21 protein-coding genes and 1 other RNA gene are annotated in these 25,390 nt (G+C 39.5%); 4 read left to right on the top strand and 18 right to left on the bottom strand.

Going from position 1 to position 25,390, the window contains the following annotated elements:
* Nucleotides 1–103: 103 nt before the first annotated feature.
* The 14 genes from GOM46_RS02150 to GOM46_RS02085 form a co-directional block, all read right to left on the bottom strand.
* The gene (locus GOM46_RS02150; RefSeq protein WP_235083853.1) at nt 104–736 is read right to left on the bottom strand and encodes a response regulator transcription factor; all 633 of its coding nucleotides are present in this window, start codon (nt 734–736) and stop codon (nt 104–106) included.
* Nucleotides 737–747: 11 nt separating this feature from the next.
* Complete coding sequence (locus GOM46_RS02145) at nt 748–1,746, bottom strand: sensor histidine kinase (protein ID WP_235083852.1); 999 nt, start codon at nt 1,744–1,746, stop codon at nt 748–750.
* Nucleotides 1,743–2,441: a cell wall-active antibiotics response protein LiaF gene (gene liaF, locus GOM46_RS02140; protein WP_235083851.1), complete on the bottom strand. Its 699-nt coding sequence runs from the start codon at nt 2,439–2,441 to the stop codon at nt 1,743–1,745. The genes GOM46_RS02145 and liaF overlap by 4 nt, the downstream gene beginning before the upstream one ends.
* A gap of 94 nt (nt 2,442–2,535) precedes the next feature.
* Complete coding sequence (fni, locus tag GOM46_RS02135) at nt 2,536–3,537, bottom strand: type 2 isopentenyl-diphosphate Delta-isomerase (RefSeq protein WP_235083850.1); 1,002 nt, start codon at nt 3,535–3,537, stop codon at nt 2,536–2,538.
* Nucleotides 3,515–4,528: a phosphomevalonate kinase gene (locus GOM46_RS02130; protein ID WP_235083849.1), complete on the bottom strand. Its 1,014-nt coding sequence runs from the start codon at nt 4,526–4,528 to the stop codon at nt 3,515–3,517. Before GOM46_RS02130 ends, fni begins: the two co-directional genes overlap by 23 nt.
* Nucleotides 4,515–5,468: a diphosphomevalonate decarboxylase gene (gene mvaD, locus GOM46_RS02125; protein WP_235083848.1), complete on the bottom strand. Its 954-nt coding sequence runs from the start codon at nt 5,466–5,468 to the stop codon at nt 4,515–4,517. Before mvaD ends, GOM46_RS02130 begins: the two co-directional genes overlap by 14 nt.
* Nucleotides 5,450–6,328 (bottom strand): mevalonate kinase, encoded by an 879-nt coding sequence (mvk, locus tag GOM46_RS02120; RefSeq protein WP_235083847.1) that lies wholly within the window; start codon nt 6,326–6,328, stop codon nt 5,450–5,452. The genes mvaD and mvk overlap by 19 nt, the downstream gene beginning before the upstream one ends.
* A 206-nt stretch (nt 6,329–6,534) precedes the next feature.
* Nucleotides 6,535–7,224 (bottom strand): DNA-binding response regulator, encoded by a 690-nt coding sequence (locus GOM46_RS02115; RefSeq protein ID WP_235083846.1) that lies wholly within the window; start codon nt 7,222–7,224, stop codon nt 6,535–6,537.
* An 11-nt stretch (nt 7,225–7,235) separates the two neighbouring features.
* Nucleotides 7,236–8,660: an NADP-dependent phosphogluconate dehydrogenase gene (gndA, locus tag GOM46_RS02110; RefSeq protein WP_006150418.1), complete on the bottom strand. Its 1,425-nt coding sequence runs from the start codon at nt 8,658–8,660 to the stop codon at nt 7,236–7,238.
* 76 nt (nt 8,661–8,736) lie between these two features.
* Nucleotides 8,737–10,176 (bottom strand): cell division site-positioning protein MapZ, encoded by a 1,440-nt coding sequence (gene mapZ / locus GOM46_RS02105; RefSeq protein WP_006150220.1) that lies wholly within the window; start codon nt 10,174–10,176, stop codon nt 8,737–8,739.
* A complete protein-coding gene (locus GOM46_RS02100) occupies nt 10,169–11,347 on the bottom strand; it encodes a THUMP domain-containing class I SAM-dependent RNA methyltransferase (protein WP_235083844.1) in 1,179 nt (392 codons plus the stop codon). Before GOM46_RS02100 ends, mapZ begins: the two co-directional genes overlap by 8 nt.
* Before the next feature lie 82 nt (nt 11,348–11,429).
* Nucleotides 11,430–11,811: RNase P RNA component class B (gene rnpB / locus GOM46_RS02095), an RNA gene on the bottom strand.
* A gap of 18 nt (nt 11,812–11,829) precedes the next feature.
* A complete protein-coding gene (gene gpsB / locus GOM46_RS02090) occupies nt 11,830–12,165 on the bottom strand; it encodes a cell division regulator GpsB (RefSeq protein WP_321159627.1) in 336 nt (111 codons plus the stop codon).
* A gap of 69 nt (nt 12,166–12,234) precedes the next feature.
* Nucleotides 12,235–12,762, bottom strand: coding sequence for a DUF1273 domain-containing protein (locus tag GOM46_RS02085; RefSeq protein ID WP_235083842.1), 528 nt, complete (start codon nt 12,760–12,762; stop codon nt 12,235–12,237).
* Between the two features lie 67 nt (nt 12,763–12,829).
* Between GOM46_RS02085 and recU the strand changes: the two genes are divergently transcribed.
* The gene (gene recU / locus GOM46_RS02080; RefSeq protein ID WP_235083841.1) at nt 12,830–13,429 is read left to right on the top strand and encodes a Holliday junction resolvase RecU; all 600 of its coding nucleotides are present in this window, start codon (nt 12,830–12,832) and stop codon (nt 13,427–13,429) included.
* Nucleotides 13,422–15,566: a penicillin-binding protein PBP1A gene (pbp1a, locus tag GOM46_RS02075; RefSeq protein ID WP_235083840.1), complete on the top strand. Its 2,145-nt coding sequence runs from the start codon at nt 13,422–13,424 to the stop codon at nt 15,564–15,566. Before recU ends, pbp1a begins: the two co-directional genes overlap by 8 nt.
* Nucleotides 15,567–15,643: 77 nt before the next feature.
* Here pbp1a and GOM46_RS02070 read toward each other — a convergent pair whose 3' ends face one another.
* Nucleotides 15,644–17,620: a peptide ABC transporter substrate-binding protein gene (locus GOM46_RS02070; RefSeq protein WP_235083839.1), complete on the bottom strand. Its 1,977-nt coding sequence runs from the start codon at nt 17,618–17,620 to the stop codon at nt 15,644–15,646.
* A gap of 205 nt (nt 17,621–17,825) precedes the next feature.
* Between GOM46_RS02070 and GOM46_RS02065 the strand changes: the two genes are divergently transcribed.
* Entirely contained in the window at nt 17,826–18,308 is a 483-nt protein-coding gene (locus tag GOM46_RS02065) for an S-ribosylhomocysteine lyase (protein ID WP_235083837.1), read from the top strand.
* A gap of 55 nt (nt 18,309–18,363) precedes the next feature.
* Here the strand turns inward: GOM46_RS02065 and GOM46_RS02060 are convergent, their stop codons facing one another.
* Nucleotides 18,364–20,466 (bottom strand): AAA family ATPase, encoded by a 2,103-nt coding sequence (locus GOM46_RS02060; protein ID WP_235083836.1) that lies wholly within the window; start codon nt 20,464–20,466, stop codon nt 18,364–18,366.
* A gap of 401 nt (nt 20,467–20,867) precedes the next feature.
* Nucleotides 20,868–23,183 carry a formate C-acetyltransferase gene (gene pflB / locus GOM46_RS02055; protein ID WP_006150108.1) on the bottom strand — a complete coding sequence of 772 codons (2,316 nt, stop codon included), beginning with the start codon at nt 23,181–23,183 and terminating at the stop codon, nt 20,868–20,870.
* 239 nt (nt 23,184–23,422) lie between these two features.
* Between pflB and dinB the strand changes: the two genes are divergently transcribed.
* Nucleotides 23,423–24,484 (top strand): DNA polymerase IV, encoded by a 1,062-nt coding sequence (gene dinB / locus GOM46_RS02050; RefSeq protein ID WP_235083835.1) that lies wholly within the window; start codon nt 23,423–23,425, stop codon nt 24,482–24,484.
* Nucleotides 24,485–24,519: 35 nt separating this feature from the next.
* Here dinB and GOM46_RS02045 read toward each other — a convergent pair whose 3' ends face one another.
* The gene (locus GOM46_RS02045; RefSeq protein ID WP_235083834.1) at nt 24,520–25,365 is read right to left on the bottom strand and encodes an undecaprenyl-diphosphate phosphatase; all 846 of its coding nucleotides are present in this window, start codon (nt 25,363–25,365) and stop codon (nt 24,520–24,522) included.
* Nucleotides 25,366–25,390: the final 25 nt, after the last annotated feature.

The following is a 25,390-nucleotide window of genomic DNA, read 5'->3' as shown; positions in this document are numbered from 1 at the left end:
TCTCCTTAAAATTTTTAATACAGTCCATTATACCATATAGTAGCGAATTTTTTCAAGTAATGGATGCGCTTTTCATCCATGCTTGAGTTACATCTCAGCTTCCTTAAAATTCATCAGGACCTACCAGGTGATGTTGAAAGGCATAAACAGCTACCTGTGTACGGTCACTAACCTGAAGTTTAGCCAGAATGTTCGAAACATGGGTTTTGACTGTCTTGAGGGAGATGAACAATTCATCAGCTATACGCTGATTTTCATAGCCTTTAGCGATTAATTGAAGGACATCTCGTTCACGCGCGGTCAAATCTTCATGTAATTCGACGTGATTACGGTTGTATTCTACCTTCTTGCTCACCTCTTGTTCAATAGCAAACTCACCAGCTGCTACCTTACGAACAGCGTGCAGCAACTCATCTGCGCTCGAAGTCTTGAGCATATAACCCCTAGCTCCAGCATTCAAGACCGGCATGATTTTTTCATTGTCTAGGTAAGATGTCACGATCAAGATTTTAGCCTCTGGCCATTCTTTGAGAATTGCTAGTGTTGCATCAATCCCGTTGACTTCAGGCATGACAATATCCATGACAATCACATCAGGACGGAGTTCCAAGGCCATGGAAACCCCTTCTGCTCCATTGGTTGCTTCTCCTACAACCTCTACATCATCTTGTAATTCAAAATAACTTTTTAAACCCAGACGCACCATTTGGTGGTCATCTACCAATAATAGTTTCATCTTACTTCCTCTTATCTATCCAAATCAAGCAAGGGAATGCGGATATCAACAGCTAATCCTTGCTTAGGAGCTGTTAATAATTGTATAGTCCCAGCCATATCTTCCACTCGTTCTTTGATATTCCGTAAACCATAGCTCAGTTCGTCTCCATCATCTAACTGAAAGCCACGACCATTGTCTGCCACCTTCAATTGCAATTCCGTTTCCGTTTGATAAAGGTAAACATCCAGACAAGAGGCCTGCGCATGCCGAAGGGTATTACTAATCAATTCTTGGACAATACGGAAAATATGCTCTTCAATCTTTTTAGGTAATGCAGTTACCTGATATTTAAAGCTTACCTTTAGATCACTTTTTTCTTCTAGTTCTTTAAGGAGTATCTGGATCCCCTCCACTAAACTCTTTTGTTCCAGTTCAATAGGACGCAAATGCAATAGTAGAATACGCAAATCTCTTTGAGCAGTTTCCAAAATAGCTGTGACACTCTGGAGTTGTGTCTGCATCTTCACTCTGTCTAACTTAGAAGCTTGCTGACTGAGACCTGATAGTATCATATGAGCAGCGAAAATTTCTTGACTAACCGTATCATGCAAGTCACGCGCGATTCGCTTGCGCTCCTTTTCAACTATCTCTTCTTCTTTGACCAAGGTCTGATTGTCTACTTTTTGAATAGCTTCTGTCAACAAGCCAAGCTTTCCTGACAAGTTTCTAAAACTCGCGTCTAAATCTGCATCTCCAAGGCTTTTAATATCTTTACCAGCTAGCAGACGTTTGAGATTTGCTTGTATTCTTCTTCTTGAAATTTCGTCAACAATTGTCCAGAATAGGACAAACAAAAAGGCTAGGGCAAAACTAAACATCAAAGCCAGAAATACGATTTTTTCAGTCTTTTCTAGGTCCTGAAAAAGAGAGCTCCACTCTATATCCAGAACCTTAAAAATGCTTCGAAATAGAAAGGCGACAAAGAGGAATGAAGTGAGACCAATTAAAATATAGGGCTGTTTTTTCATCCGCGCACCACCTCAACATCTCCAACCATAGTTGTCAAAAGAATCTTAACACTCTTTGGACTCTTGAGATAATCTCTGGTTTCTTGGTGGAATTGTTCATTGCGTAAAGCACGTTTAGGTTGATCAAAGAAGGTTAAATCTCCATACAAAGAATTAACACTAAGGCTGACTTCCACATCCACTGGTACAATAATTCTGGTTGTGCCGACTAGTTTTCTCAAGATGATGACATTATCATGATTGCTTAAAATCACGTGCTCTAGATGAATGGTATCCTTCCCCATGAGACGAAAAAGATTGATATCATCAAAGCGGCAAGTCTGGTAGCTTGAGAAGTGGTGGAGATTTCCAAACCAGTGATTTTTCTCCCTCTTTACTGTCACTACTTCTTCAAAAATCAGATTAGTATCTTCTCTTTCCTGGTTCATCATAGGATAAAGTAAGAACAGACTGTAAATCAAGGCTACAAAGATGGCTAAAATGACAAAGGGATTGAGCATGATGATAAAGAAAAATAGAATGCTCACTGCCACTAAAATGAAGTTATTCCCCTGTCTTCCAGTATAGTATCGAATCAGCAGTAAAAACAAGAGCAATATCAGCAGAAAACGGGAAAAATGCTCTGATACCATCATAATCAGAGCTCCTGTCAATAAACAAGCTTCAATAAATAGAAAAATTTGAAATTTTCTCATGTAACCGTCCTCTCTATTTTATTGTATCACAAAACCAAAATGTCACATCAGTCTGAGGAATGATAAAAAGACCGGGACCAAAATCCCGACCTCCTTATAGTTGATCTTTTGCTTCTTTTAATTTTCCATAAAGGAGATAGTCGACCTCTTGCAAATCCTCAATCCTTGCACAATTAAGGGCACACATAATCAAGCGTAGGTCTTCCTTCCAACCTTCAACAATGGAAATAACGACATCAACTGAGTAATTCTCAACCAGCTCTAACATGGTGCGTGAGAGTCCAACCGCCTTGGCTCCAAAGACCAAGCATTTGATGATGTCTAGTGGATTGCGAACACCTCCGCTTACCAGAAGCTCCATCTTATCTTTCCAGTCTTGGGCATTGATTAGAGCCTGCATGGTCGATTGCCCCCAATCATTGAGGTAGTCCCGTTGACCGCTACGACGATTTTCGATATAGGCAAAACTAGTTCCCCCACGGCCAGACAAATCAACCGTACGTATCCCCATCTCGTGCGCCTTAGCAATGGTCTTCACATCCATGCCAAAGCCGACTTCTTTTAAGACAAGGGGAACAGAGATTTGCTCAACATAATCTTTCAGATTATTTTGCCACAATCTAAATTGACGCTCACCTTCGGGCATGAGCAATTCCTGCATAACATTAACATGGACTTGCAAGAGAAGAGGATTCATCTCTTGGACCGTTTGTAGCCCCAGTTCAACAGGTTTATCCAAGCCAATATTGGTTCCGAAAAGAAGGTCAGGGTGATTTGACTTGACAGAGAAAGACTCGTCCGATGGATCCTTAAGAGCAGCACTGTAAGAACCTGTCACAAATAAAATTCCACAGGCCTCTGCCACCTGAGCCAATTTTTGATTGATTTCTCTGCCCCTGTCACTCCCACCTGTCATGGCGTTAATATAAAAAGGAAAACCCCATTTTCGCCCTGCAAATTCTGTCGAAAGATCAATCTCATCTAAGTCATATAAGGGTAGTGAGGAGTGGATTAACTCCACCTCATCAAAACTATTGTAAGAACTTTTTTGTTCAAGGGCATAGCGGATGTGCTCATCCTTCCGATTCGTCGTCATGTCCTATCCTTTCTTGATATAAGAGCTCAATCCCTAGATCAGCCCAGCGTTTTTTCAGTAATGTGGTCGAGTCTTGGTCAAAACTAAGGGCAATGCCGCAATCTCCACCACCGGCGCCACTACTTTTAGCAACAGCTTTCAAGTCATGACTGGCATTTTTTAATTGTCTGAGAGAAGGGGTGTAAATATCTGAACTCAAGTTTTCTAAGAGTTGACTAGCTTGTTCTAGTAGCTCCATTATCTTTTCTTCTTGGCCTTCATGCAAAGCCTGCACAAAAGAGCTTACAGTTTCTTTTGAAGCCCGCAAAAAACTAGCATTCATATTGTTCTTGATTTGCTTAACCATCTGACTAGACACCGCTACTTCCTTGGTCCAACCTACCAGAAAATCAAAGTCCAAGGCCGGTTCAACACTCCTAATAGAAAAGCCCCAATCACGTGCTAATACAGTTGGCAAGTCTTCCTTTTCTAGCCATTGTGCCACTTTCTCCCGATCAAAAGACTGATAGAGGACCAGGGCTTCTGAAACGATACAGGCAATGTCACCCATGGAACCATTGTCTCCACGTTTGAGAAGAACAGCACTCGCCAGTTTAAACAAGAGGTCTCTTTCAGCTGGTCTATCATAGAAAGCAAGCATGGCCTTGATAACCAATACAACGACGCTACCACTAGAACCCAGACCAAACTTCTTGCCCTGACGCTCCATTTTCCCACGAATATCTAGGAAAAAAGGCTGCAAGTCAACTCCTTGGGCAGTCAGATAGTACTCCACCAAGGCAACTGTTTCTTGGATCAAGGCATAGGAAGAATCTGGGCGCATATCTACACTATAAGTAAACATATCTGAGTAGAGTCGATAAACTTCTGAGGACTCAATCTCAGCTGTCATATAGATGGGAATAGCTTTTATTAGTGCCAACTGCCCTGGTTCTAAAATGGCATACTCACCAGCCCAGTAGAGCTTTCCACAAGTTTTAACAATCGTCATCTTGGCTCAAATCCTTTGTCTTTGAAACGATTAAGCGATAGCGTTGACCTAAGAGTTCTGATAGATGTTCCAAGTCTTTTTCTAAACAAAGAACCTTTACATTAGGCCCCGCATCCATGGTGAAGTAACAAGATTCTCCTTGTTCTCTAAGCTGACGAACAAAATCCATAGCCTCATAACTCGCATCTGTGAGATAAGAGAACGGCGGATTTGCAGTTTTTGTCGTAGCATGCATGGCAAGAGCGTTCTTTTCTGTTAATACTCCAACTTTCTCAAAGTCATTTTCCTTGAGGTAGATTAGCATATCCTTGTAGTCTTGCTCAGACTGACGAATCCACTCCTCAAATGTTGTTGAAGTTTCCACGCAGAGTTTCATACCATCCCGACTAGAGATTGGTTTTTTCTGGTCTTCCAAGACCAACATAATCATAGAGAGTTTCAAGTCAGTTTCAACTGGATAGATTTCTCCACTATCCTTGTCCCAAGCTGCTAAGGGACCATAAAAACTACGAGATGAAGAGCCCGATGCAAACTTAGCTTCCAAAGCCAATTCTTTACGATTTAGTCCTAATTGGAAATAGGCATTACAAGCTTTTACCAGGGCAGACAAACCACTGGAACTTGAAGAAAGACCCGCTGCTGTTGGCATATTGTTCTTGGTATCGATACGAACAAAACCTGCCCCTTCAGGACGGTAGCGGTCAATGATTTTACTCATTTTGACATGCTCAGCTTCGTTTTGCAACTGACCATTGATGTAGAAAGCATCCGAGCTTGCATCTGCTGGCAAAGGTGAAAGTGTCGTCTCCGTATACATATTTTCTAAAGTCAGAGAGATACTGCTAGTCGCGGGAACCATCTCTTTTTCTTTTTTCTTACCCCAATATTTGATAATAGCAATATTGGCATAGGAACGTACTGTTACAGGCTTTCGATCCATGTCTGAACAGCTCCTTTCTCTTCTAATCTTTCTGCGAGTTCTTGTGCTTGACTGACATTAGCAACCAAGGCAATGATACAACCGCCTAGACCACCACCACTCATCTTGGCTCCTAGAGCTCCATGTTCAAGGGCAGTTTCAACCAAGGCATCTGCCTCAGGGCTACTAACTCCGATTTCTTTTAGATTTCCATGAGCTTTGGTTAGAATTTCTCCCAGCTTCACGGCATCTTTTGTTTGAATAGCTTTTTCTGCTTCTTGGGTTAATTCTCCTAATGCATGCAAGAAAGGCAGAGCTTCCTTACCTTTGTTCTCTACGACTTGGATAGCTTCACGAGTATTTCCATAAACTCCAGTATCTGCAATGATCAGATAAGCTGACAAATCCATAGCTAATTCTTCAAAACCAACATTCTTGATAAAACGGATAGGTTGGTCACTAAGACAAGTCTTAGCATCTAAACCACTAGGATTCATATGGGCAATCATCTCCGCCCGATTGACCAAAATCTCTAAAACATCATGCGGAAGTTCTGCCTGGTAATAATCAAATACTGCACGAATGGCTGCAATACTTATGGCTGCTGAAGATCCCATCCCACGTTTTTCAGGAATAGCCGAGTCGATTTGACAACGGATGCAAGCATCTTTGATATTTAAATACTCGAGAGACGCATAAACAGCCATAGACAAGGTGTCCTCTTCAAACAGACGCCATGGTGTCGCCGCTGGTACCACTCGACAAGTCACTTCAACCTCTAAAAGAGGCAAAGAAATGGCTGGGTAGCCATAAACCACTGCATGCTCTCCGATTAAAATAATTTTACTATGTGCCTGACCGACACCAACTTCTTTTGTCATTTAATCCTACTATCAGATGAAAACCATCTTTTTCTAGATAAAATTTTAGAACTTTATTCCTTTCTATTTTATTATATTTTCACAAAAAAAGCGATTGTTTCCTTTCAGTTTCACCGAGCTAGAAATATATTTAATGATTAAATTAAAAAACGGTTTGAACTTGTTTAGATATTAAAAAAGCAGTTACATAACTGTAACTACTTTTACTACTCTTGCATCGTGTAACCAACACCACGCACAGTTTTGATGTAGCTCTTTTGACCTTTTACGTCAAGCTTGCTACGTAGATAACGGATATAAACATCCACAATATTGGTTTCGGTCGCACTTTCATACTTCCAAACACTTTCCAGCAACTGCTCACGAGTTAAGACCTTTTTGCTTCCCATAAGGGTTGCTAAAAGATCATACTCACGCCGAGTCAAAGCGATCATCTCATCGCCACGATAGACAGTGTGGTTTTCTAAATCCATACGCAGATTGCGATAGGATGTAGGAACCTTCATCTGACTACAATGTTGATCAATGAAGTCCCGACCTCGGAAAATCGCTGCAATACGATTGACCAAATCATCGATAATGACTGGTTTATAGATATACGAAACAGCGAAACGCTGGATTGTTTCAAGTTGGCCTTGCAATTCTTCTCGATGATCCAAAATCATGATAACCGACGCTGGCTTGGTGCGACTCAACTTATCTGCAAAATCCTGAGCTGTCATATCCCCTAGATGAGCATTCAGTAAAATCAAGTCATAGTCTGTCTGAAGAGCCATGGAAAGGGCTTTTTGTCCCTCTTCTACCTGATCAACTCGGTATTGCTCTTTTTGGAGTTCCAGACTTAAAAAATGAGCTAGATTTCTTTCTTTCTCAAGTAATAAAATCCGTTTCCCCATGGCTGACCTACTTATTTTTCGTCATACCAAGAGTAGTGGAATGTTCCTTCTTTGTCTTTGCGTTTGTAAGTGTGAGCACCAAAGTAGTCACGTTGCGCTTGAATCAAGTTTGCTGGAAGATCAGCTGAACGGTAGCTATCAAAGTAAGTAATGGCTGCTGAGAATGTTGGTACTGGTACACCAGCTTGAACAGCAAGAGCTACGATGTCACGAACAGATTGTTGGTACTTAGCAGTAACATCCAAGAAGTACTCATCCAAAAGAAGGTTAGGAAGGTCTGCATCACGGTTGTATGCATCTGTAATCTTTTGCAAGAAACGAGAACGGATGATACATCCATCGCGCCAGATAGAAGCGATGTCAGCAAATGGTAAGTTCCAGTTATTCTCTTTAGAAGCTACTCGCAATTGCGCAAAACCTTGTGCATAAGAAATGATTTTTGAGAAGTAAAGAGCTTGGCGGATTTTTTCGATCAACTCAGCCTTGTCACCCTCAAATTTGAAAGCAGCTGGTTTTGGAAGAACTTTGCTAGCATGAACACGTTCTTCTTTGTAAGTAGAGATGTAACGCGCAAATACTGACTCAGTGATAAGAGACAATGGCACACCAAGGTCAAGTGCTGATTGGCTAGTCCATTTACCAGTTCCCTTGTTACCTGCAGCATCAAGGATATAGTCTACAATTGGTCCTTCATGACCTTCATCATCTTTACGGCTCAAGATATCAGCTGTGATTTCAATCAAGTAGCTGTCCAATTCACCCTTGTTCCACTCAGTAAAGATTTCAGCCATGTCTTCTGCTGAAAGACCAAGCAAGTGTTGCATAAGATCGTAGCTTTCTGCGATCAATTGCATGTCACCGTACTCAATCCCATTGTGGACCATTTTCACGTAGTGACCAGCTCCATCAGGACCGATGTATGTTACACATGGTTTTCCATCTTCTGGTGCTTTAGCAGAGATTTCTTCAAGAACATCTGCTACCAAGTCATAAGCTTCTTTTTGTCCCCCAGGCATGATAGAAGGACCTTCAAGGGCACCTTTTTCACCACCAGAAACACCTGTACCGATAAAGTTGATACCTGAGTTCGCCAATTCTTCATTACGACGAATAGTATCTTTATAGAAAGTATTCCCTCCATCGATCAAGATATCACCTTTATCCAAGTGTGGAAGAAGAGCTTGGATTGTTGCATCTGTACCAGGTCCTGCTTGAACCATAAGCATAATACGACGTGGTTTTTCAATAGAGTTTACGAAGCTTTCGATATCATAGCTTGGCACAAAGTTTTTATCAGGATGGCAAGCAATCACATCTTCAGTTTTTTCTTTACTACGGTTATAAATAGCAACTGTATAACCACGAGATTCGATATTAAGGGCAAGGTTACGACCCATTACGGCCATACCAACAACACCAAAGTTAGCTTTTGTCATGTGACACTCCTCTTATTTAATATGTTTTATTTTATCATGTTTATCTGTGAAAAGAAAGAATTTTATAACAATTTAACTAGTAGTCTAAATCATCAGCATGGCCAGAACCATTCCCTACAAAGTAACCTGTCTTACAGTTAAGGGTAAAGAGATAAGTTCCATCTGGTTTATAAAGATTGTAGTAACCATTGCCATTAACAATATTCACACGTTCCAAGATATATTTGTTTCCAGTGATGTATCCACGCGCACGTGATGTCTCAAGAATTCTTTCAAGGACACCATCTGCAAATGTCCAAGCAGGGTTACTGCTGTCATTAACAGCTGATTGATTGTACGGTACTCGGCTCACACCTCTTTGCAAATTAACGCCTTCACTCGATAAGCCACCATTAGTAGATGCAGAAGAATCGCTTATTGAAGTAGAGGGACTGCTTTCTGTAGTTGGACTTGACACTTCCTGGCTCGCTGCTGTTGTCGAATCTGTCGTCGTACTTGCTAGTTGACTCTTACCAAGACTGATTGCTTTATCTAGCAATTTATCAATTTCTGTATTTCCAGTTTTGATATCTGTAAATTTCGCGTCTGCTTTGATTTTTGCGTTTGTATCCAAGACACCATCTGTAATAGCTGGAGTTTCAAATTGAGAATTAACTTCTTGAATTGCTTTTATCTGAGTTTCCAAGCTATCATATTTTGATTTGGCAAGAGTATATTCTCTCGCTCCCTCAAGTTTATCCAGAAGCTCCTTCAATTGATTCAGTTGACTAAACTGGCTATTTTTAAGAGCCGTTTTGTTTTCATCGGTATAGAATGTATCGTAGAGAGTATTAAATTGTTCCAAAACTGACTGATTACTTACCAGACCTGAATCTGCCGCTTTCGTTTGAATTTCTTGAGAAGAACGAGAAATTTGGCGATAAACGTAATATGAACCTCCCAAAATTAAGAGGAAGACTAAAATAATGACTGACAGGATTGCCAATTTTTTCTTACTTTTTGGCTTCTCAATAGGCTGATCAGAACGAGACAAGGGTTGCAGTTGTTCGTCAGTTTCTTCATCAACTACTGCAGCTTGCGAATTAGCAACTTCAGCCATTTCAACAGCATCCAATTCGTTTTTAAAAGGTTGCTCGAGAACTTTTGTTTCTTCAGCATCAACTTCTTGAGCTACAATCTCCGTGGTCTCTGCAGCTACTGCATCTGCAATTGTTTCCCCTTCTGAACTTGATGTATTTTCTTTTTCAGTCGTTTCTCTCACTTCTTGAATCATATCATCCAAGCTTTGAGCAGGCTGGTCTTTTTTTGTTTGTAAATTTTCAAACTTATCAGCTTCGATTTCTTCACGATGTTGTTTAATATATTTGTCCAAGACCGTATCTTCTGGAGTTACACCTGCCTCAACTTCTTCGTTCTTACGAATGGCCTGACCAACCGTTAAATCTTTCGCTTCTTCAAATTCAAATTTAGATTCTTGCTCACCCTTATGATGGTGGTTACGTCTTTTCTTACTCATTTGCATTCCTTTCTAATTTGACATCTTGTCTTTTCACTCGTTGACCAAAATATTGATATAAATCAACTTTCAAGGTACCGTTATAGAGTTTCCGTTTTTTATCTGCCTGACTACCATATTTACTTTCAAAAGCTTCATCACTAGTCAGGATAAATTTACTCCATGTTTTAAGGGGGGCAAATACTTCTCCCATCTCAGCATAGAGCTTGGTTACTCCTGCATCATCTGACAAGCGTTCTCCATACGGTGGATTCGAAATAATAACTCCATTGATCTTGTCCGTTCGCAAATCCTGCACGCGCATCTGCTTAAAGTGGATATCCTTAGAAACTCCCGCAACCTGAGCATTTGCTTTAGCAATTTCCACCATGCGGCCATCGATATCACAGCCCATGATGTCTAGCTCAATTTCACGATTAATCTTCTTGCTAGCTTCTGTACGAATTTGCTGAATTAACCGGTCGCTAACCCAGTTCCAATCCTCGAAAGCAAAGGAACGGCGTAAGCCTGGCGCCATATTACGAGCAATCATAGCTGCCTCAATACAGAAGGTTCCTGAACCGCAGGTCGGATCAATCAAGGGTTTATCAGGATACCAGTTTGATAATTGCAGAATTGCTGCTGCCATGTTCTCTTTAATAGGAGCACCACCTTTTTCAGTACGATAACCTCGTTTGAAAAGACTAGAGCCACTTGTGTCAATCATGATAGTCGCGATGTCTTTAAGAATCGATACCTCTATTTTAAACTCTGGACCATTTTCCATCAGAGGAACACCTTCTGGTCGAGCATAATGTTTCTGCAATTTCTTGACAACTGCCTTTTTAGAAATAGCCTGGACACTAGGTTCGTTATGAAGTTTTGATTTGACACACTTAGCCTTAGAGATTGGGAAACGTGCTCCGAGTGGAAGATAGTTTTCCCAATCTAAGGCAAAAACTCCTTGAAAAAGCTCTTCAAATGTTTTTGCGGGAAAAGTCCCAACAACAATCTTGATCCTATCTGTAGCTCGTAGCCACAAATTAGTTTCGATAATTGCCTTTACATCTCCTTCAAAGCGAACGCGACCATTCTCAACTTGACAATCATAGCCAAGTGCACGCACTTCACGACCTACAACAGCCTCTAAGCCTGCTGCAGCAGTCGCTATTAAGTTAAATGTTTGTTTCATGTCAGTCTTTAAAGACCTTTCTCTTGTTCACCTTTAAAAAATGAGGTTGAGAAAATTTCTCAGCCCCAACCTATATGCAATTTTCTATAAGCCATGTTTTGTTCCAGAAGCGACTAGGACCACTTCTTTCGATAATCATCTGTCTACCACTAACAGCTAGAAGCTGCTAGCAGTCAGAGTACTACGTTCGTTTCCGCGTACTCCATGCCCCGACCAAAATTTGGGTTGCTAGCTTGAGGGGTTTACCGCGTTCCACTCTCTCTGTTTCCAGAGAGACTTCGTCACTGTGGCACTTTCAGAGCTACTAAAACATATCCGAAAACTTAGTCTATTCACTCGCCGTAACGATTTCTCGTCCCTAGGCTTATGGTTTCGCCTAGCACAAACACTACAGGCATCACAGCCTGTGCTAGCATGGACTTTCCTCATGAAAAGATAAACTCTCCACGCGATTATCCAAAAATTGCACAACTGTATGATTCTTAGAAATCAGAATTTTCTACGATTTGTTTGCCAAATACTTCTTTTTCAAGACGATTCAAGCGTTTCAAGATATCAAAATTGGTCATAGAAGTTGTGCTTCCAAGATCTGCAGGTTCAGAAGCAACAGATACAGGTGCTACTTGAGGTTTGTTCGCCAATTCTTCTTTCAACTCTGCGACTTCCAAACGTAGTGATTTAACCAACGCTGCATAGGTTTCATAGTCCTTGATAACGTCATCTAAGAATTCATCTACCTCTGCTTTACTGTATCCACGTACTTCTCTTCCAAAATCCTGTTCAAAAATATCCTTTGCTGTAAAAATAATGCTTGCCATGTCTCTCTCCATTCTCAGTTACTAGTATTATTATATAAAAAAAAGCAAACAAAAAGCAAGGTCAAAGCCTCAATTTTCGGAAAAATTTTCGGCCACTTCATTTAAATCCTCAAATGTTAATATTTTTGTAATATAGTTGTCTTTCTTTTTCATCAGTTCGTAAAAAAATCTCAGTTTTGTTTCATTTTCTTCGTCATAAAAAAGGTAGGCCCCATCTGTACTTTCGAGCAAAAAAATCTGATAGTCTCTCAATTGACCTTTATGCTCATAGGCAGGGTAAGCATACTTAATAAAATCAACCTGTTTAAAATCACTCAATTTAACTTGATTGGCCTCATTCCAATTTGATCCATGTGTTTCAAAGTCAAAAATAGTCGCTAGTTGAAATCCATAATCTTCTTTCATTTCCTTAGCAACTTCTAAAACCCAATGTTCAAATCCAAGAGTCCCCGTAAACACTAGCCATTTCAATCCTTCTTCAGCTAATCTTTCCAAGTCTCTACGGATAGCTTTTTTAATGATTTTTAAACGAATATCCTTTTCATTAAATAATCCCAAATCAAAAGCTGAGTATCCCAAAACCAAGGCTGTATGCATTTTTTCACCCTTTCTAAAGACCTTTGTGGTATAATAGAGTGATGTTATTGTACCAATAAGGAGGATTATGGTCAACTATCCACATAAACTTTCATCTAAATCAAGCAAAACTTCCCTACCTCAAACTAAAAATTTCGCAAATCGGGGAATGAGTTTTGAAAAGATGATCAACGCTACGAACGACTACTATCTCTCACATGGAATGGCAGTCATTCATAAAAAGCCAACCCCGATTCAAATTGTACGAGTCGACTATCCTCAGCGGAGTCGTGCTAAAATTGTCGAAGCCTATTTTAGACAGGCATCAACAACTGACTACTCGGGTGTTTATGAAGGATTTTATATCGATTTCGAAGCCAAGGAAACTAAACAAAAAAGAGCTTTTCCGATGAAGAACTTCCATTCTCATCAGATTCAGCATATGGAACAGGTCCTTAAACAAAAAGGAATTTGCTTCGTCTTGATCCATTTTTCTTCTTATCAGGAAACGTATTTATTACCGGCAATTGACCTCATCCGTTTTTATCGTCAGGATATGGGGAAAAAATCAATGCCGCTTGATTATATTCGAGAGCACGGTTTTGTAATTGAACAACAAGCCTTTCCTCAAATACCTTATCTCGATATCGTCAAACAACATTTACTAGGTGGTAAAACAAATGAATAAACAACTTATCTGGCGCATTGCTAAATATCTAGGAATTGGAATCTTAGCTGCCTTTATCGCTTCGATACTAATCGGTGGAAGTGTCTTCTTCTATTATGCATCTAAAGCGCCTGAACTTACGGAAAGCAAACTAGTCGCAACAACTTCAAGTAAAATTTACGACAGTAAAAATGAATTGATTGCAGACTTAGGTGCGGAGCGTCGTGTAAATGCTCAAAGTAGTGAAATTCCAACAAATCTTGTTAATGCAATTGTCTCTATTGAAGACCATCGTTTTTTCAACCACAGAGGGATTGATAGCATCCGTATCATGGGCGCCTTCTTACGAAATCTTCGAAGCAACGGTCTTCAAGGTGGTTCAACCTTGACCCAGCAGTTGATTAAATTAACATATTTCTCAACATCTTCGTCAGATCAAACTATCTCTCGTAAGGCCCAAGAAGCATGGTTAGCCATCCAGCTAGAAAGAACTGCAACCAAACAAGAAATTTTGACATATTACATCAATAAAGTATACATGTCAAATGGTAACTATGGTATGCAGACTGCTGCGCAAAACTACTATGGTAAAGATTTAAAAGACTTATCTATTCCACAACTTGCACTGCTCGCTGGCATGCCTCAAGCACCAAACCAATACGATCCTTATTCCCATCCAGAAGAAGCTACTGAACGTCGTAATCTAGTCCTATCAGAGATGCAAAAACAAGGTTATCTGACAGCTGAGCAATACGAAACAGCTATCAACACACCAATCACTGATGGTTTACAAAGCCTCAAAAGTAGCAACAGTTATCCTCCATATTTAGACAATTACCTCAAAGAAGTCATTGAACAAGTTGAAAACGAAACAGGTTACAATCTTTTAACTACTGGTATGGATGTCTATACTAACGTGGACCAAGACGTTCAAAAACGACTCTGGGATGTTTACAATACTGATGAGTATGTAAATTATCCTGATGATGAAATCCAGGCTGCTTCTACTATCGTTGACGTTACAAATGGCAAAGTCATCGCACAGCTTGGTTCTCGTCACCAAGCTAGTAACGTATCTTTCGGTATTAACCAAGCCGTTGAAACTAACCGTGACTGGGGTTCTACCATGAAACCAATCACAGATTATGCCCCTGCATTAGAGTATGATATTTATGATTCTACTGCATATATGGTAAAGGATGTACCATATAACTTTCCTGGTACTAACACTCCCGTTTATAACTGGGATCGTGGCTATTATGGCAATATTACACTACAAACTGCCATTCAACAATCTCGAAATGTTCCAGCTGTAGAAACACTCGAAAAAGTTGGACTAGAAAAAGCAAAAACATTCTTAAACGGACTCGGCATAGATTACCCCTCTATGCTTTACGTCAATGCTATTTCAAGTAATACAACCGAATCAGGTAAACAGTACGGTGCAAGTAGTGAGAAAATGGCTGCTGCCTATGCTGCTTTCGCTAACGGTGGTATCTATTATAAACCAATGTACATCAATAAAATTGTCTTCAGTGACGGTAGTTCAAAAGAGTTCTCTGATCAAGGTACTCGTGCTATGAAAGAAACAACCGCCTACATGATGACAGAAATGATGAAAACAGTATTATACTCTGGTATAGGTCGAGATGCTTATATTTCATGGCTTCCACAAGCTGGTAAAACTGGTACATCTAACTATACAGATGATGAAATTGAAAATTACATTAAGAGATACGATTATGTCGCACCTGATGAAATGTTTGTAGGATATACCCGCAAATATTCAATGGCTGTTTGGACAGGTTATTCAAATCGCCTCACTCCAATCAAAGGAGATGGATTTAGAGTAGCGGCCAATATCTACCGCTCAATGATGGAATACTTATCAGAAGATGATCATCCAGGTGATTGGACAATGCCTGAAGGACTCTATAGAAGTGGAGATTACATCTTTAAGAATGGTGCACGTAATAATTGGATAACTCAAACTCCTCAACAACCTATTACAGAAATTTCAAATGCAACAACAGAAAACCAATCCTCTGTCACTGAAGCTACTAACTCTAATACCACCCAAAATCCTTCGGTACCAAATACGAATCAACCTCCTCAACAAAATCCTCGACAAAATCCAAATCCTCAAGGACAACAATAATCAAAAAAAACCTAGGAATAGTTTCCTAGGTTTTTTAGCGTAAAAAAGGTGGAGTTAATCACTAACTCCACTTTCTTTTATTTGACATGGTTTGCAAGATCTTCTTGCGCTTTTTTATTAGATTCTTCTTTTTCTTTCTTCCATTTATCTTGAGCTTTTTGATATTCATCAGCAGTTACTGGTTTATCTTGAAGTTCAAGGTATTTGTACAAGAGGGCTTCACTTGTTCCTTTGTTACCTGAGTAAGCAAATGGAAGTGTGTATGGCACCATCTTAGACAACATTGGACGTCCAGTTTGAGAAGTTGTTGGAATAATCAATGCACTATCTGTCAACCAAGCTTGAGCTGCAGCATATTTATCATAACGTTTTGAAATATCAGTGTTTTCGTTTCCGGCTTCAACAACCATCTTTTCGTAATCTTCCAAACCAACTTGTTTGGCAGCGGCGTTGTTTGTACCAGAATCAAATCCTAGATAAGTCTTAGTATTTTCACCTACAGACGGTTTGATGATATCAAGGTAAGTAGATGGGTCGATATAGTCTGGTGACCAACCAACGTTATCTGAAAGATCCCAATCTTCTCCAGCAGCTGTTTCAGCAAAGTAGGTAACATTTAAGACTTCATCTTTTTGAAGTTGTTGAATGTCAATGACAACATTGTCAGCTCCTAATGTTGCTTCAAGTGATTGTTTTAATGATTGAACACGTTGTACTTTTGTAGTACTTGTTTGGTCAACAGGCATATCCAAGTGAATTGGGAATTGAACACCTTCTGCTTGAAGAGCTGTCTTAGCTTTAGCAAATTCTGCTTTTGCTTTTTCAGGGTTGTAAAGACCGTCTTGAGCGTCATCCAGATTGACATCTTTCCACTCGTCACCATAAGTTACCAATTTTTCTTTGACTAAATCACCAAAGTTTTTACCATCTGCTTGAACAAATGTTGGTGGTACGAACAAGTTACGAAGAAGTTTTGTTGCTCCACTTTCTCCGTTTACTTGAGAAGCATAAGCTGTTCTGTCAAAACCAAAAGCAAGGGCTTGACGGAAGTCTTTGTTAAGGAGAGCTTTTTTAGTTGATGTCTTTTGTTCATCTGTAGTCTTAGAAGTGTACTTGTAAGACTGACGATCAATATTGGTACCAATTAAGTAAGTTGAAGAATCTTGAGGTGTATAAACAATATTGTCTTTAAATTCTTTTTCAAGTTCAGGATAACTTGCACTGGTTGGGAAGAGACGAGCCATTGAGAAACCACCATCTTTAAAGGTTTCTGCAAGTTTGTTATTGTCTTGACCATCCCAGAATGAAAGTTTTACTTTATCAATATGAACATTGTCCTTATCCCAGTAGTTTGGATTTTTTTCAAATTCTACTGAAGATTTAGCTACCAATGATTTCAACAAGAAAGGACCATTATAAAGGATACTGCTTGGATCAGTTGCTTTGGCAAAGTCACTTCCTTTTGAAGTAAGGAATTCTTCATTGACCGGTGCAAGAACACCCATAGTTGTTTTAGAGTTCCAGAAGCTTTCAGGTTTGTTCAAAGTGTATTGAACTGTCTGATCATCAATTGCCTTGATTCCAACTTCAGAAAAGTCTTTAACTTCACCTTTCACATATGCATCCAGACCCTTAATAGAATCTTGGACGAGATAAAGGGCTTCTGATTTATTATCAGCTGCATATTTAAGACCTGTTACAAAGTCTTGAGCTTTCACAGCTGCGTACTCCTCACCTTCAGAAGTATACCATTTAGCATCTTTACGAATTGTATAGGTATAAGTCAAACCATCTTGAGATACAGACCAGTCTTCTGCCATTGATGGCACAAAGTTTCCGTAGCGGTCATTTTCCATCAAACCATCGATGACGTTACTAGTGATATTAGCAGTTGCAGCTTTACCAGTTGTCAAATAGTTGAGGTTGTCTGGGTCAGTTTCATACACGTAAGAAAACGTATTTCCACCTTTTGCGCTCGAACCTGAACAAGCTGCCAAAACACCTGACGCTAACAGAGTCACCCCTGCTAGGGCCATTACTTTTGAAAATTTCATAATAAACTCCTTTATGACTTTTTATACATTATAGTCCCTTTTTCGCCAAGTGTCAATACAATTTTCAGAATTTTTCAAATTGATTTGAAAATATTTTTTCCTATTTCTAACTTTTCAATAAATATCTGATACAAAGTTCTTTTTTTGACAATTATCAAATAAATCTTTATGATATAATGAAAGAAGAAAGTTGAAAGGAAATACTATGACAAAAGAAGTTATTGTTGAAAGTTTTGAACTTGACCACACCATTGTTAAAGCACCTTATGTCCGTTTAATCGGAGAAGAAACAGGTCCAAAAGGAGATATCATTTCTAACTTTGATATCCGATTGGTTCAACCAAATGAGGACTCTATCCCAACCGCTGGACTTCATACAATTGAGCACCTCTTAGCTAAGCTCATCCGTACTCGCATTGATGGTATGATTGATTGTTCCCCATTTGGTTGTCGTACAGGTTTCCATATGATTATGTGGGGACGTCATACTAGCGCTGAAATTGCTGCTGTCATAAAGGATTCACTAAAGGAAATCGCTGAGACTACAACTTGGGAAGATGTTCCTGGAACAACCATTGAGTCTTGTGGTAACTACAAGGATCATAGCCTTTTCTCTGCTAAGGAGTGGGCAAAATTGATTCTTGAACAAGGAATTTCAGACGATGCTTTTGAGCGTCATGTCATTTAACAAAAAAAGAACCAGCTTTTCAGCTGGTTCCTTTTTTGATTCACAAAACCTTGATTTAGGCTTTTTCACGAATGACCAAAATACCATCTTCCATATCAGCTTCTAGGTGTTTAGCATCAAGATTATCCAAATGGAAATCTGTCACTTTATCACGAATCTGTTGTTCAACCACACGACGGAGAGGACGAACACCCATGACTTCATCATAACCTTCTTCAGTCATGTATTCTTTGGCTGCATCGCTCACTGCCAAGTCGATTTCTTTCTTAGAAAGAGTCTTATTAACATCAATCAACATCAAATCAACAATCTTAGAAAGATCTTCTTTGCTCAAGTGTGAGAATTCAATCACAGCGTTGAAACGATTGAGGAATTCTGGACGGAAGTAAGGTTTCAAACGATCCATCAATTCTGGTTTGTCTGCATCTTCTGTCAAGTTCGCTTCATAGCCAAATCCTGCGTTTGAAGTTGCGATAATCACAGTATTCTTGAAGTTTACAGTGTTACCTTGACCATCTGTCAAACGACCATCATCCAATACTTGAAGAAGAAGAGTAATCACTTGAGGGTCAGCCTTTTCAATTTCGTCGAGAAGGACGATTGAGTAAGGGTTACGGCGAACACGTTCTGTCAAAGTATTGCTATTGTCATCATAACCAACATAACCAGCTGTTGTACCAATCAATTTAGAAACGGCTGTGCGGTCACTGTATTCTGACATGTCCAAACGAATGATGGCATCTTTAGTACCGAACATATCAAGTGCCAATTGTTTAGCCAATTCTGTTTTACCAACACCAGTAGGTCCTACAAAGAGGAAGCTACCGATTGGGCGATTTCCTTCATCAAAACCTGCACGGTTCCGACGAATCGCTTTGGCAACGGCTTCAACAGCCTTGTCTTGACCGATAACCTTAGTTTGCAAACGGTGGCCCATATCTTTCAAACGTTCAATATCAGTTGCACCCATTTGTGAAACAGGAATACCTGTCATACGTTCTACAGACTCAGCTACGTCATTTACAGTCGCTGTAACCTTGTGATCTTCTGTATGGTTAGCAATTTGCTTTTCAAGTTCTTCGATACGAACTTTTGCATTTAAAGCTGCTTCATAATCTTCTTTAGCAGCTGCAGCTTCTTGTTTAGCTTTTTCTTCTTCAATTTCATGTTCCACAGCATGTACATCTGTCACTGGGTGTTGTGCTGCCAAGTGAGCAGCTGTCACATCAACAAGGTCGATAGCCTTATCAGGCAAGCTACGTTGTGGAATATATTGAACAGAGTAATCAACAGCCGCTTTCAATACTTCATCTGGCAAGATAACATTGTGGTGTTGTTGATAAAGATCACGGATCCCTTGGAGAATTTTGAAAGTATCTTCAGCAGATGGTGCATTAACTTTTACTTCGTTGAAACGACGAGCAAGAGCAGCGTTTTTCAAGATTGTATTACGATATTCATCTTGAGTTGTTGCACCAATCACGGTCAATTCCCCACGTGAAAGAGCTGGTTTCAAGATATCAGCAAGTCCTTTAGATCCTTGACCATCCCCTGTGCTACCTGCGCCAAGGATTTGGTGAATTTCGTCGAAGAAGAGGATAATATTCCCAGCTTCCTTGACTTCGTTTACCAAGTTTTGAATATTTTCTTCAAAGCTACCACGGTATTGAGTACCAGCTTCAAGTCCAGAAATATCAATTGAAATGATTTCTTTGTTCTTGATTGCTGCTGGAACATCACCATTCACAATAGCTTGTGCAAGGCCTTCTACTACAGCAGTTTTACCAACACCAGCATCACCGACAAGAACTGGATTGTTTTTTGTACGACGAGAAAGAATTTCAGAAGTTTCTTGAATTTCCTTGTTACGTCCAATAACCGGATCTAGCTTCCCTTCACGAGCTTCAGCAGTTAAATTACGTCCAAGTTTTGCAAGAATACCGTCTTGTTTCATACCTTTCCCTTGAACGTACTGAGCTTGATCACTTCCTTCGCTAGGAAGTTGACCTGTTTGACGGTAAATCGCGAATTCTTCAGGTGTTACTTCACGACCGTTAATCAAATAACGACGATTTTCAGAACTGTATCCACGCATACCACCCATCAATTGGTTAAACAAATCATCCATGTTGTTAAAGTTATTAAAGTTGTTATTCATATTTCATACCTCGTTAAATTCAAAATTAGTTAGTCAAATTAATTTGACTTTCTCTGACCTTTGTTTTAAAAATTTTAGACTAGCAATTTGCTACTCTACGTATAATTTCAGGTTTCTCTTTATCCAATACAGATTTAGTAATTGGATTTTCTAAAATACTAATGGTAAACATAGGTTGCACCTCTTTCTAGGTTTTACCCATACTTTAATCTTAAGATAAATTACACAATCACCTTAAAATCATGGTTTTCTAAGGATTTTCTCATCCTTATGTTCTTAGTATATCACTTTGGTCAGTATTAGTCAAGAGATTTGACCAAAATTGACTAATTTTTTTAAAAAATTTTTTTATACCAAAAAACCAGTCAAAATGACTGGTATTTATTTACTATTTATGAATCTTAGCTCAATGCATCATCCATTGAAAGAACTTCGTGGAAGACACGTTGTGTCAATTCAGTTTTTTGTTCTGGAGTGAGGTATTTAGTGTTTACACAGTATCCAGAGATACGAACGATTACGTCTTCACCTGACATGATCTTTTCGTAAACATCGTTCAAGTCCATAACGTTCAAGTTAACGTGTTGTCCACCGTTTTCGAAGTAACCATCAAGGATTGTTACCAAGTTATCAACTTGTTCGTCACGAGTCTTACCAAGAGCACGTGGTGAAACTTGAGTTGTCAATGAGATACCATCAGCTGCGTAACCAAAGTCAAGGCTAGCAAGTGAGTTCAAGTTTTGCAACCATCCACCTTTAGCTTTGTTAGATGGGTTAGCACCTGGTGAGAAGAATTCAAGTTTAGACAAGTTCACTGAACCATCTTCGTTGAGGTATACACCTTTGTGGACTGGTGAGTTACCAGTTTGTTTAGAGTAAGCAACGTTAGATGTGATTGTCAAAAGTGATACTGTAGCTTCTGCGTCTTTGTAAAGTTTGTGGCTACGTAGACGAGTTGTGTAAGCTTCGATCAACCATTCTGCCAATTCGTTTGAACGTGGGTCATCTTCACCCCAACGTGGGTATTCACCGATTGTTTCATAATCGTAGATGTAGCCATTTTCGTCACGGATTGGTTTAACTGTAGCGTACTTGATAGCTGACAATGTGTCAACAGTGTTAGCGAATCCACAGATACCGAATCCCATGTTAGCACGTTGTTTAGTTGGCAAGAAGGCCATTTGAACAGCTTCGTAGTTGTACTTGTCAGTCATGTAGTGGATAATGTTCAATGCATCTACATAAGTGTCAGTCAACCAGTCAAGAGATTTTTCGAAGTTAGCTTTAACTGATTCGAATTCAAGAACTTCGTCACGGATTGGTTCGATATCAAATACTTTGTAGTCTTTATGAACATCGTCATAACCACCGTTCAAACCAGTAAGAAGAGCTTTAAGAACGTTAACGCGAGCACCGAAGTACTGGATGTTGTGACGTTGTTCTTCGTTTTCTGGGTCAAGTGGAGACACACAACATGAGATACAGCTCATTTCACCGTATCCATCTTTAGCCATTGTTGTAACACCTTCGTATTGGATTGAAGAGTGTTTGTGGCTCATGTGCATACAGTAGCGACGGAAGTTGTATGGCAATTTGTCAGTCCAAAGAACTGTCAAGTTTGGTTCTGGAGAGTTACCGATGTTGTCAAGAGTGTTCAAGAAACGGTAGTCCATCTTAGTAACACGGTGACGACCGTCGTTACCCATACCAGCCATAGAAGTTGTGATGAAGGTTGGGTCACCTGAGTACAATTGGTCATAAGCTTTTGTACGACCGAATTTAACTGTACGAAGTTTCATAACGAAATCGTCAACAAACTCTTGGATTTCTGATTCAGTAAATGTACCACGAGCAAGGTCACGTTCAGCAAAGATATCCAAGACGATTGGCACACGACCTAGAGATGTAGCTGCACCGTTGATAACGCGGCAGACAGCCATGAAGGCAATGTTTACCCATTGGATAGCTTCTTTAACGTTCATCGCTGGTTTACGAACATCAACTCCGTAAAGGTCACCTAAACGAACAACTTCTTGTAATGCTTTGTATTGAAGGTTGATTTCTTCACGAAGACGGATTGTCTCTTCATCGATTTCTTTGATAGCATTCCAATCATTCAATTTTTCTTGCATCAAGAAGTCAGCTCCATAAAGAGCAAGACGTGCGTACACACCAATGATACGTCCACGTGAGTATGAGTCTGGAAGACCAGTTACAGTGTGGGCGTGACGAGCACGAAGAATGTTAGAAGTATATGCACGGAAGATACCATCGTTTACTGTTGTAACGTATTTAGTGAAAATTTCGTGAACAGCTGGATCTGGCTCATAACCGTTTTCTCTCAAAGTAGTTTCAGCCATACGGATACCACCTTTTGGCATGAAATTCAATTTGAAGAGTTCATCGTTTTGGATACCGAAGATCAATTCGTTTTCTTTGTCGATAAATCCAGCTGGAATATCAGCAATAGAAGTTGGACGAGTATCCATTGGGAAACGAGTTTCTTCGTAGTGTGCTTTAGTTTCTTCTACGATTTTTTTGATGTGAAGTGAACGCTCTGTTGGTCCTGCAAGGAAGCTTTCATCTCCATCATAAGGTGTGTAGTTAGCTTGTACAAACCGTGATACACTTGCTTTTTCTTTCCAGTCAACACCTTTAAAGCCTTCCCAGGCTTTGTCAAAAATGTCCTGTGCTTCAACAACTGTCTTAACAACCATGTTAATGTCCTCTTTTATCTTTCTAGTAACAGTCATCTGTTACATTCATGTATTCAGTATACCACACAGTAAACGATTTCAACAACTAAAATAAGTAATTTTTTCCACTTTCTTTTATAATACAGTTGTTGTTTTCGCAATAACTGTATTATAGTTTTGAAAAAAGATTTACCTATTTTCTATTTTTTCTGAAAAAGGTTATAATATAGCTAGTAATTCTACCAAAGAAAGGTCATCACATGCTGATATTTCCACTGATGAATGATTTATCTCGTAAAATCATCCATATTGACATGGATGCTTTTTTTGCTGCGGTAGAAATTAGAGACAATCCTAAGCTTAAAGGGAAACCCGTTGTTATTGGTAGCGACCCAAGAAAAACAGGAGGTCGCGGAGTTGTTTCGACTTGTAGTTATGAAGCGAGAGACTTTGGCATCCACTCAGCTATGAGTTCCAAAGAGGCCTATGAGCGTTGTCCGCAAGCCGTTTTCATTTCTGGAAACTACGAAAAATATACTGCTGTCGGTCAACAGATACGAGCTATTTTCAAACGATATACAGATAAAATTGAGCCTATGAGTATCGATGAAGCCTATCTAGACGTAACTGAAAACAAACTCGGTATCAAATCTGCCGTTAAGATTGCTCGCTTAATTCAGCAGGATATTTGGCAAGAACTCCATCTGACCGCTTCTGCCGGGGTTTCTTATAATAAGTTTTTAGCTAAAATGGCTAGTGACTATCAAAAACCTCGTGGTTTGACGGTTATTCTCCCTGAAGAAGCCGAAAATTTCCTCAAACAAATGGATATTGCTAAATTCCACGGCGTTGGCAAGAAAACTGTTGAGAAATTGCATCAAATGGGTGTATTCACGGGAGCTGATCTCATAGAAATCTCTGAAATTGCGCTTATTGATCGTTTTGGACGACTTGGATTTGACCTTTACCGAAAGGCTCGTGGGATTGATAATTCTCCCGTTAAATCTGACCGTATTCGTAAGTCTATTGGTAAAGAAAAAACCTATAGTAAGATTCTTAGTCTGGAAGGAGATATCAAAAAAGAGCTAACTCTCCTTTCGGAAAAAGTTGCTCTTAGTCTTCAAAAATATGAAAAAAGTGGTAAGATCGTCATTTTGAAAATCCGCTATGCTGACTTTTCTACTTTGACAAAACGAAAAACACTGGATCAACAAACACAAGACTCTGAAGAAATTGCTCAAAGCATTATTCAACTCTACGAAACACTCAGTGATAAGGATAAAGGCGTCCGTTTATTGGGAGTCACAGTGACTGGATTTTAAAAACCTTGAAGGAAACTTCCCTCAAGGTTTTTTTCTTATACAAATAATCGAACAAAGCTATAAAGTAACAAGACACTACCAAGGACAATACGGTATTTACCGAAGACTGTGAAGTCGTGTTTTTTTACATAGCCGGTCAAGAAACGAATAGCAACCATGCTGACTGCAAAAGCGACTACCATGGCGACTAGGAGCAAGAAGAATTGACCAAAACTCAATACTTCCCCTGCTTTGATGAATTTAAAAATCTTCAAGGCACTGGCTCCAAACATAACTGGAATTCCTAGATAGAAGGTAAACTCTGTCACCACTGAACGACTGGTTCCATTTAACAAACCACCGACGATAGTGGCACCTGAACGGCTAGTTCCTGGTAAAAGGGCCAAGACTTGGAAAAGTCCAATATAGAGGGCTGTTTTATAAGGTAACTTATCTAGCTCAGTTACTGTTGGCTCAATCGCTTGTGCTTTGTTGCGTTTTTCAAGATAAATGAAAGCAACCCCATAAACAATCAACATAATGGCTACTGAAACCATATTATGGAAGTGAGTATCAAACCAATCATCAAACTTAAAGACTAGGAGAAGAGGGAGTGTCGCAACAAATACTTTAGACCATAATTGCCAAGTTCTACGAACTTGAACTTTATCCTTACCTGGTTTGAAGGGATTAAGCTTGTTAAAGTAGATAACCATAACGGCTAGGATAGCACCCAGTTGAATGACTACGTTAAACATAGACATAAAGGCTTCATTTTGATCTTTATACTGGATAAACTCTTCTGCCAAAATCAAGTGACCAGTACTCGAAATCGGCAACCATTCTGTAATTCCTTCAACAATACCAAAAAAGATAGATTTTAAAATTTCAAAAAAATACATAGATTACTCCTTTTTCTATCCTCCA

The sequence above is a fragment of the Streptococcus infantis genome, from assembly GCF_021497965.1.
Taxonomy (GTDB): Bacteria; Bacillota; Bacilli; order Lactobacillales; family Streptococcaceae; genus Streptococcus; species Streptococcus infantis_B.
This window is presented reverse-complemented; position numbering and strand designations above follow the sequence as displayed.

What these genes read in the sequence shown, in the direction of transcription:
- GOM46_RS02150 (WP_235083853.1), bottom strand. Translation starts at nt 736, where the DNA reads ATGAAACTATTATTGGTAGATGACCACCAAATGGTGCGTCTGGGTTTA.
- GOM46_RS02145 (WP_235083852.1), bottom strand. Translation starts at nt 1,746, where the DNA reads ATGAAAAAACAGCCCTATATTTTAATTGGTCTCACTTCATTCCTCTTT.
- liaF (WP_235083851.1), bottom strand. Translation starts at nt 2,441, where the DNA reads ATGAGAAAATTTCAAATTTTTCTATTTATTGAAGCTTGTTTATTGACA.
- fni (WP_235083850.1), bottom strand. Translation starts at nt 3,537, where the DNA reads ATGACGACGAATCGGAAGGATGAGCACATCCGCTATGCCCTTGAACAA.
- GOM46_RS02130 (WP_235083849.1), bottom strand. Translation starts at nt 4,528, where the DNA reads ATGACGATTGTTAAAACTTGTGGAAAGCTCTACTGGGCTGGTGAGTAT.
- mvaD (WP_235083848.1), bottom strand. Translation starts at nt 5,468, where the DNA reads ATGGATCGAAAGCCTGTAACAGTACGTTCCTATGCCAATATTGCTATT.
- mvk (WP_235083847.1), bottom strand. Translation starts at nt 6,328, where the DNA reads ATGACAAAAGAAGTTGGTGTCGGTCAGGCACATAGTAAAATTATTTTA.
- GOM46_RS02115 (WP_235083846.1), bottom strand. Translation starts at nt 7,224, where the DNA reads ATGGGGAAACGGATTTTATTACTTGAGAAAGAAAGAAATCTAGCTCAT.
- gndA (WP_006150418.1), bottom strand. Translation starts at nt 8,660, where the DNA reads ATGACAAAAGCTAACTTTGGTGTTGTTGGTATGGCCGTAATGGGTCGT.
- mapZ (WP_006150220.1), bottom strand. Translation starts at nt 10,176, where the DNA reads ATGAGTAAGAAAAGACGTAACCACCATCATAAGGGTGAGCAAGAATCT.
- GOM46_RS02100 (WP_235083844.1), bottom strand. Translation starts at nt 11,347, where the DNA reads ATGAAACAAACATTTAACTTAATAGCGACTGCTGCAGCAGGCTTAGAG.
- gpsB (WP_321159627.1), bottom strand. Translation starts at nt 12,165, where the DNA reads ATGGCAAGCATTATTTTTACAGCAAAGGATATTTTTGAACAGGATTTT.
- GOM46_RS02085 (WP_235083842.1), bottom strand. Translation starts at nt 12,762, where the DNA reads ATGCATACAGCCTTGGTTTTGGGATACTCAGCTTTTGATTTGGGATTA.
- recU (WP_235083841.1), top strand. Translation starts at nt 12,830, where the DNA reads ATGGTCAACTATCCACATAAACTTTCATCTAAATCAAGCAAAACTTCC.
- pbp1a (WP_235083840.1), top strand. Translation starts at nt 13,422, where the DNA reads ATGAATAAACAACTTATCTGGCGCATTGCTAAATATCTAGGAATTGGA.
- GOM46_RS02070 (WP_235083839.1), bottom strand. Translation starts at nt 17,620, where the DNA reads ATGAAATTTTCAAAAGTAATGGCCCTAGCAGGGGTGACTCTGTTAGCG.
- GOM46_RS02065 (WP_235083837.1), top strand. Translation starts at nt 17,826, where the DNA reads ATGACAAAAGAAGTTATTGTTGAAAGTTTTGAACTTGACCACACCATT.
- GOM46_RS02060 (WP_235083836.1), bottom strand. Translation starts at nt 20,466, where the DNA reads ATGAATAACAACTTTAATAACTTTAACAACATGGATGATTTGTTTAAC.
- pflB (WP_006150108.1), bottom strand. Translation starts at nt 23,183, where the DNA reads ATGGTTGTTAAGACAGTTGTTGAAGCACAGGACATTTTTGACAAAGCC.
- dinB (WP_235083835.1), top strand. Translation starts at nt 23,423, where the DNA reads ATGCTGATATTTCCACTGATGAATGATTTATCTCGTAAAATCATCCAT.
- GOM46_RS02045 (WP_235083834.1), bottom strand. Translation starts at nt 25,365, where the DNA reads ATGTATTTTTTTGAAATTTTAAAATCTATCTTTTTTGGTATTGTTGAA.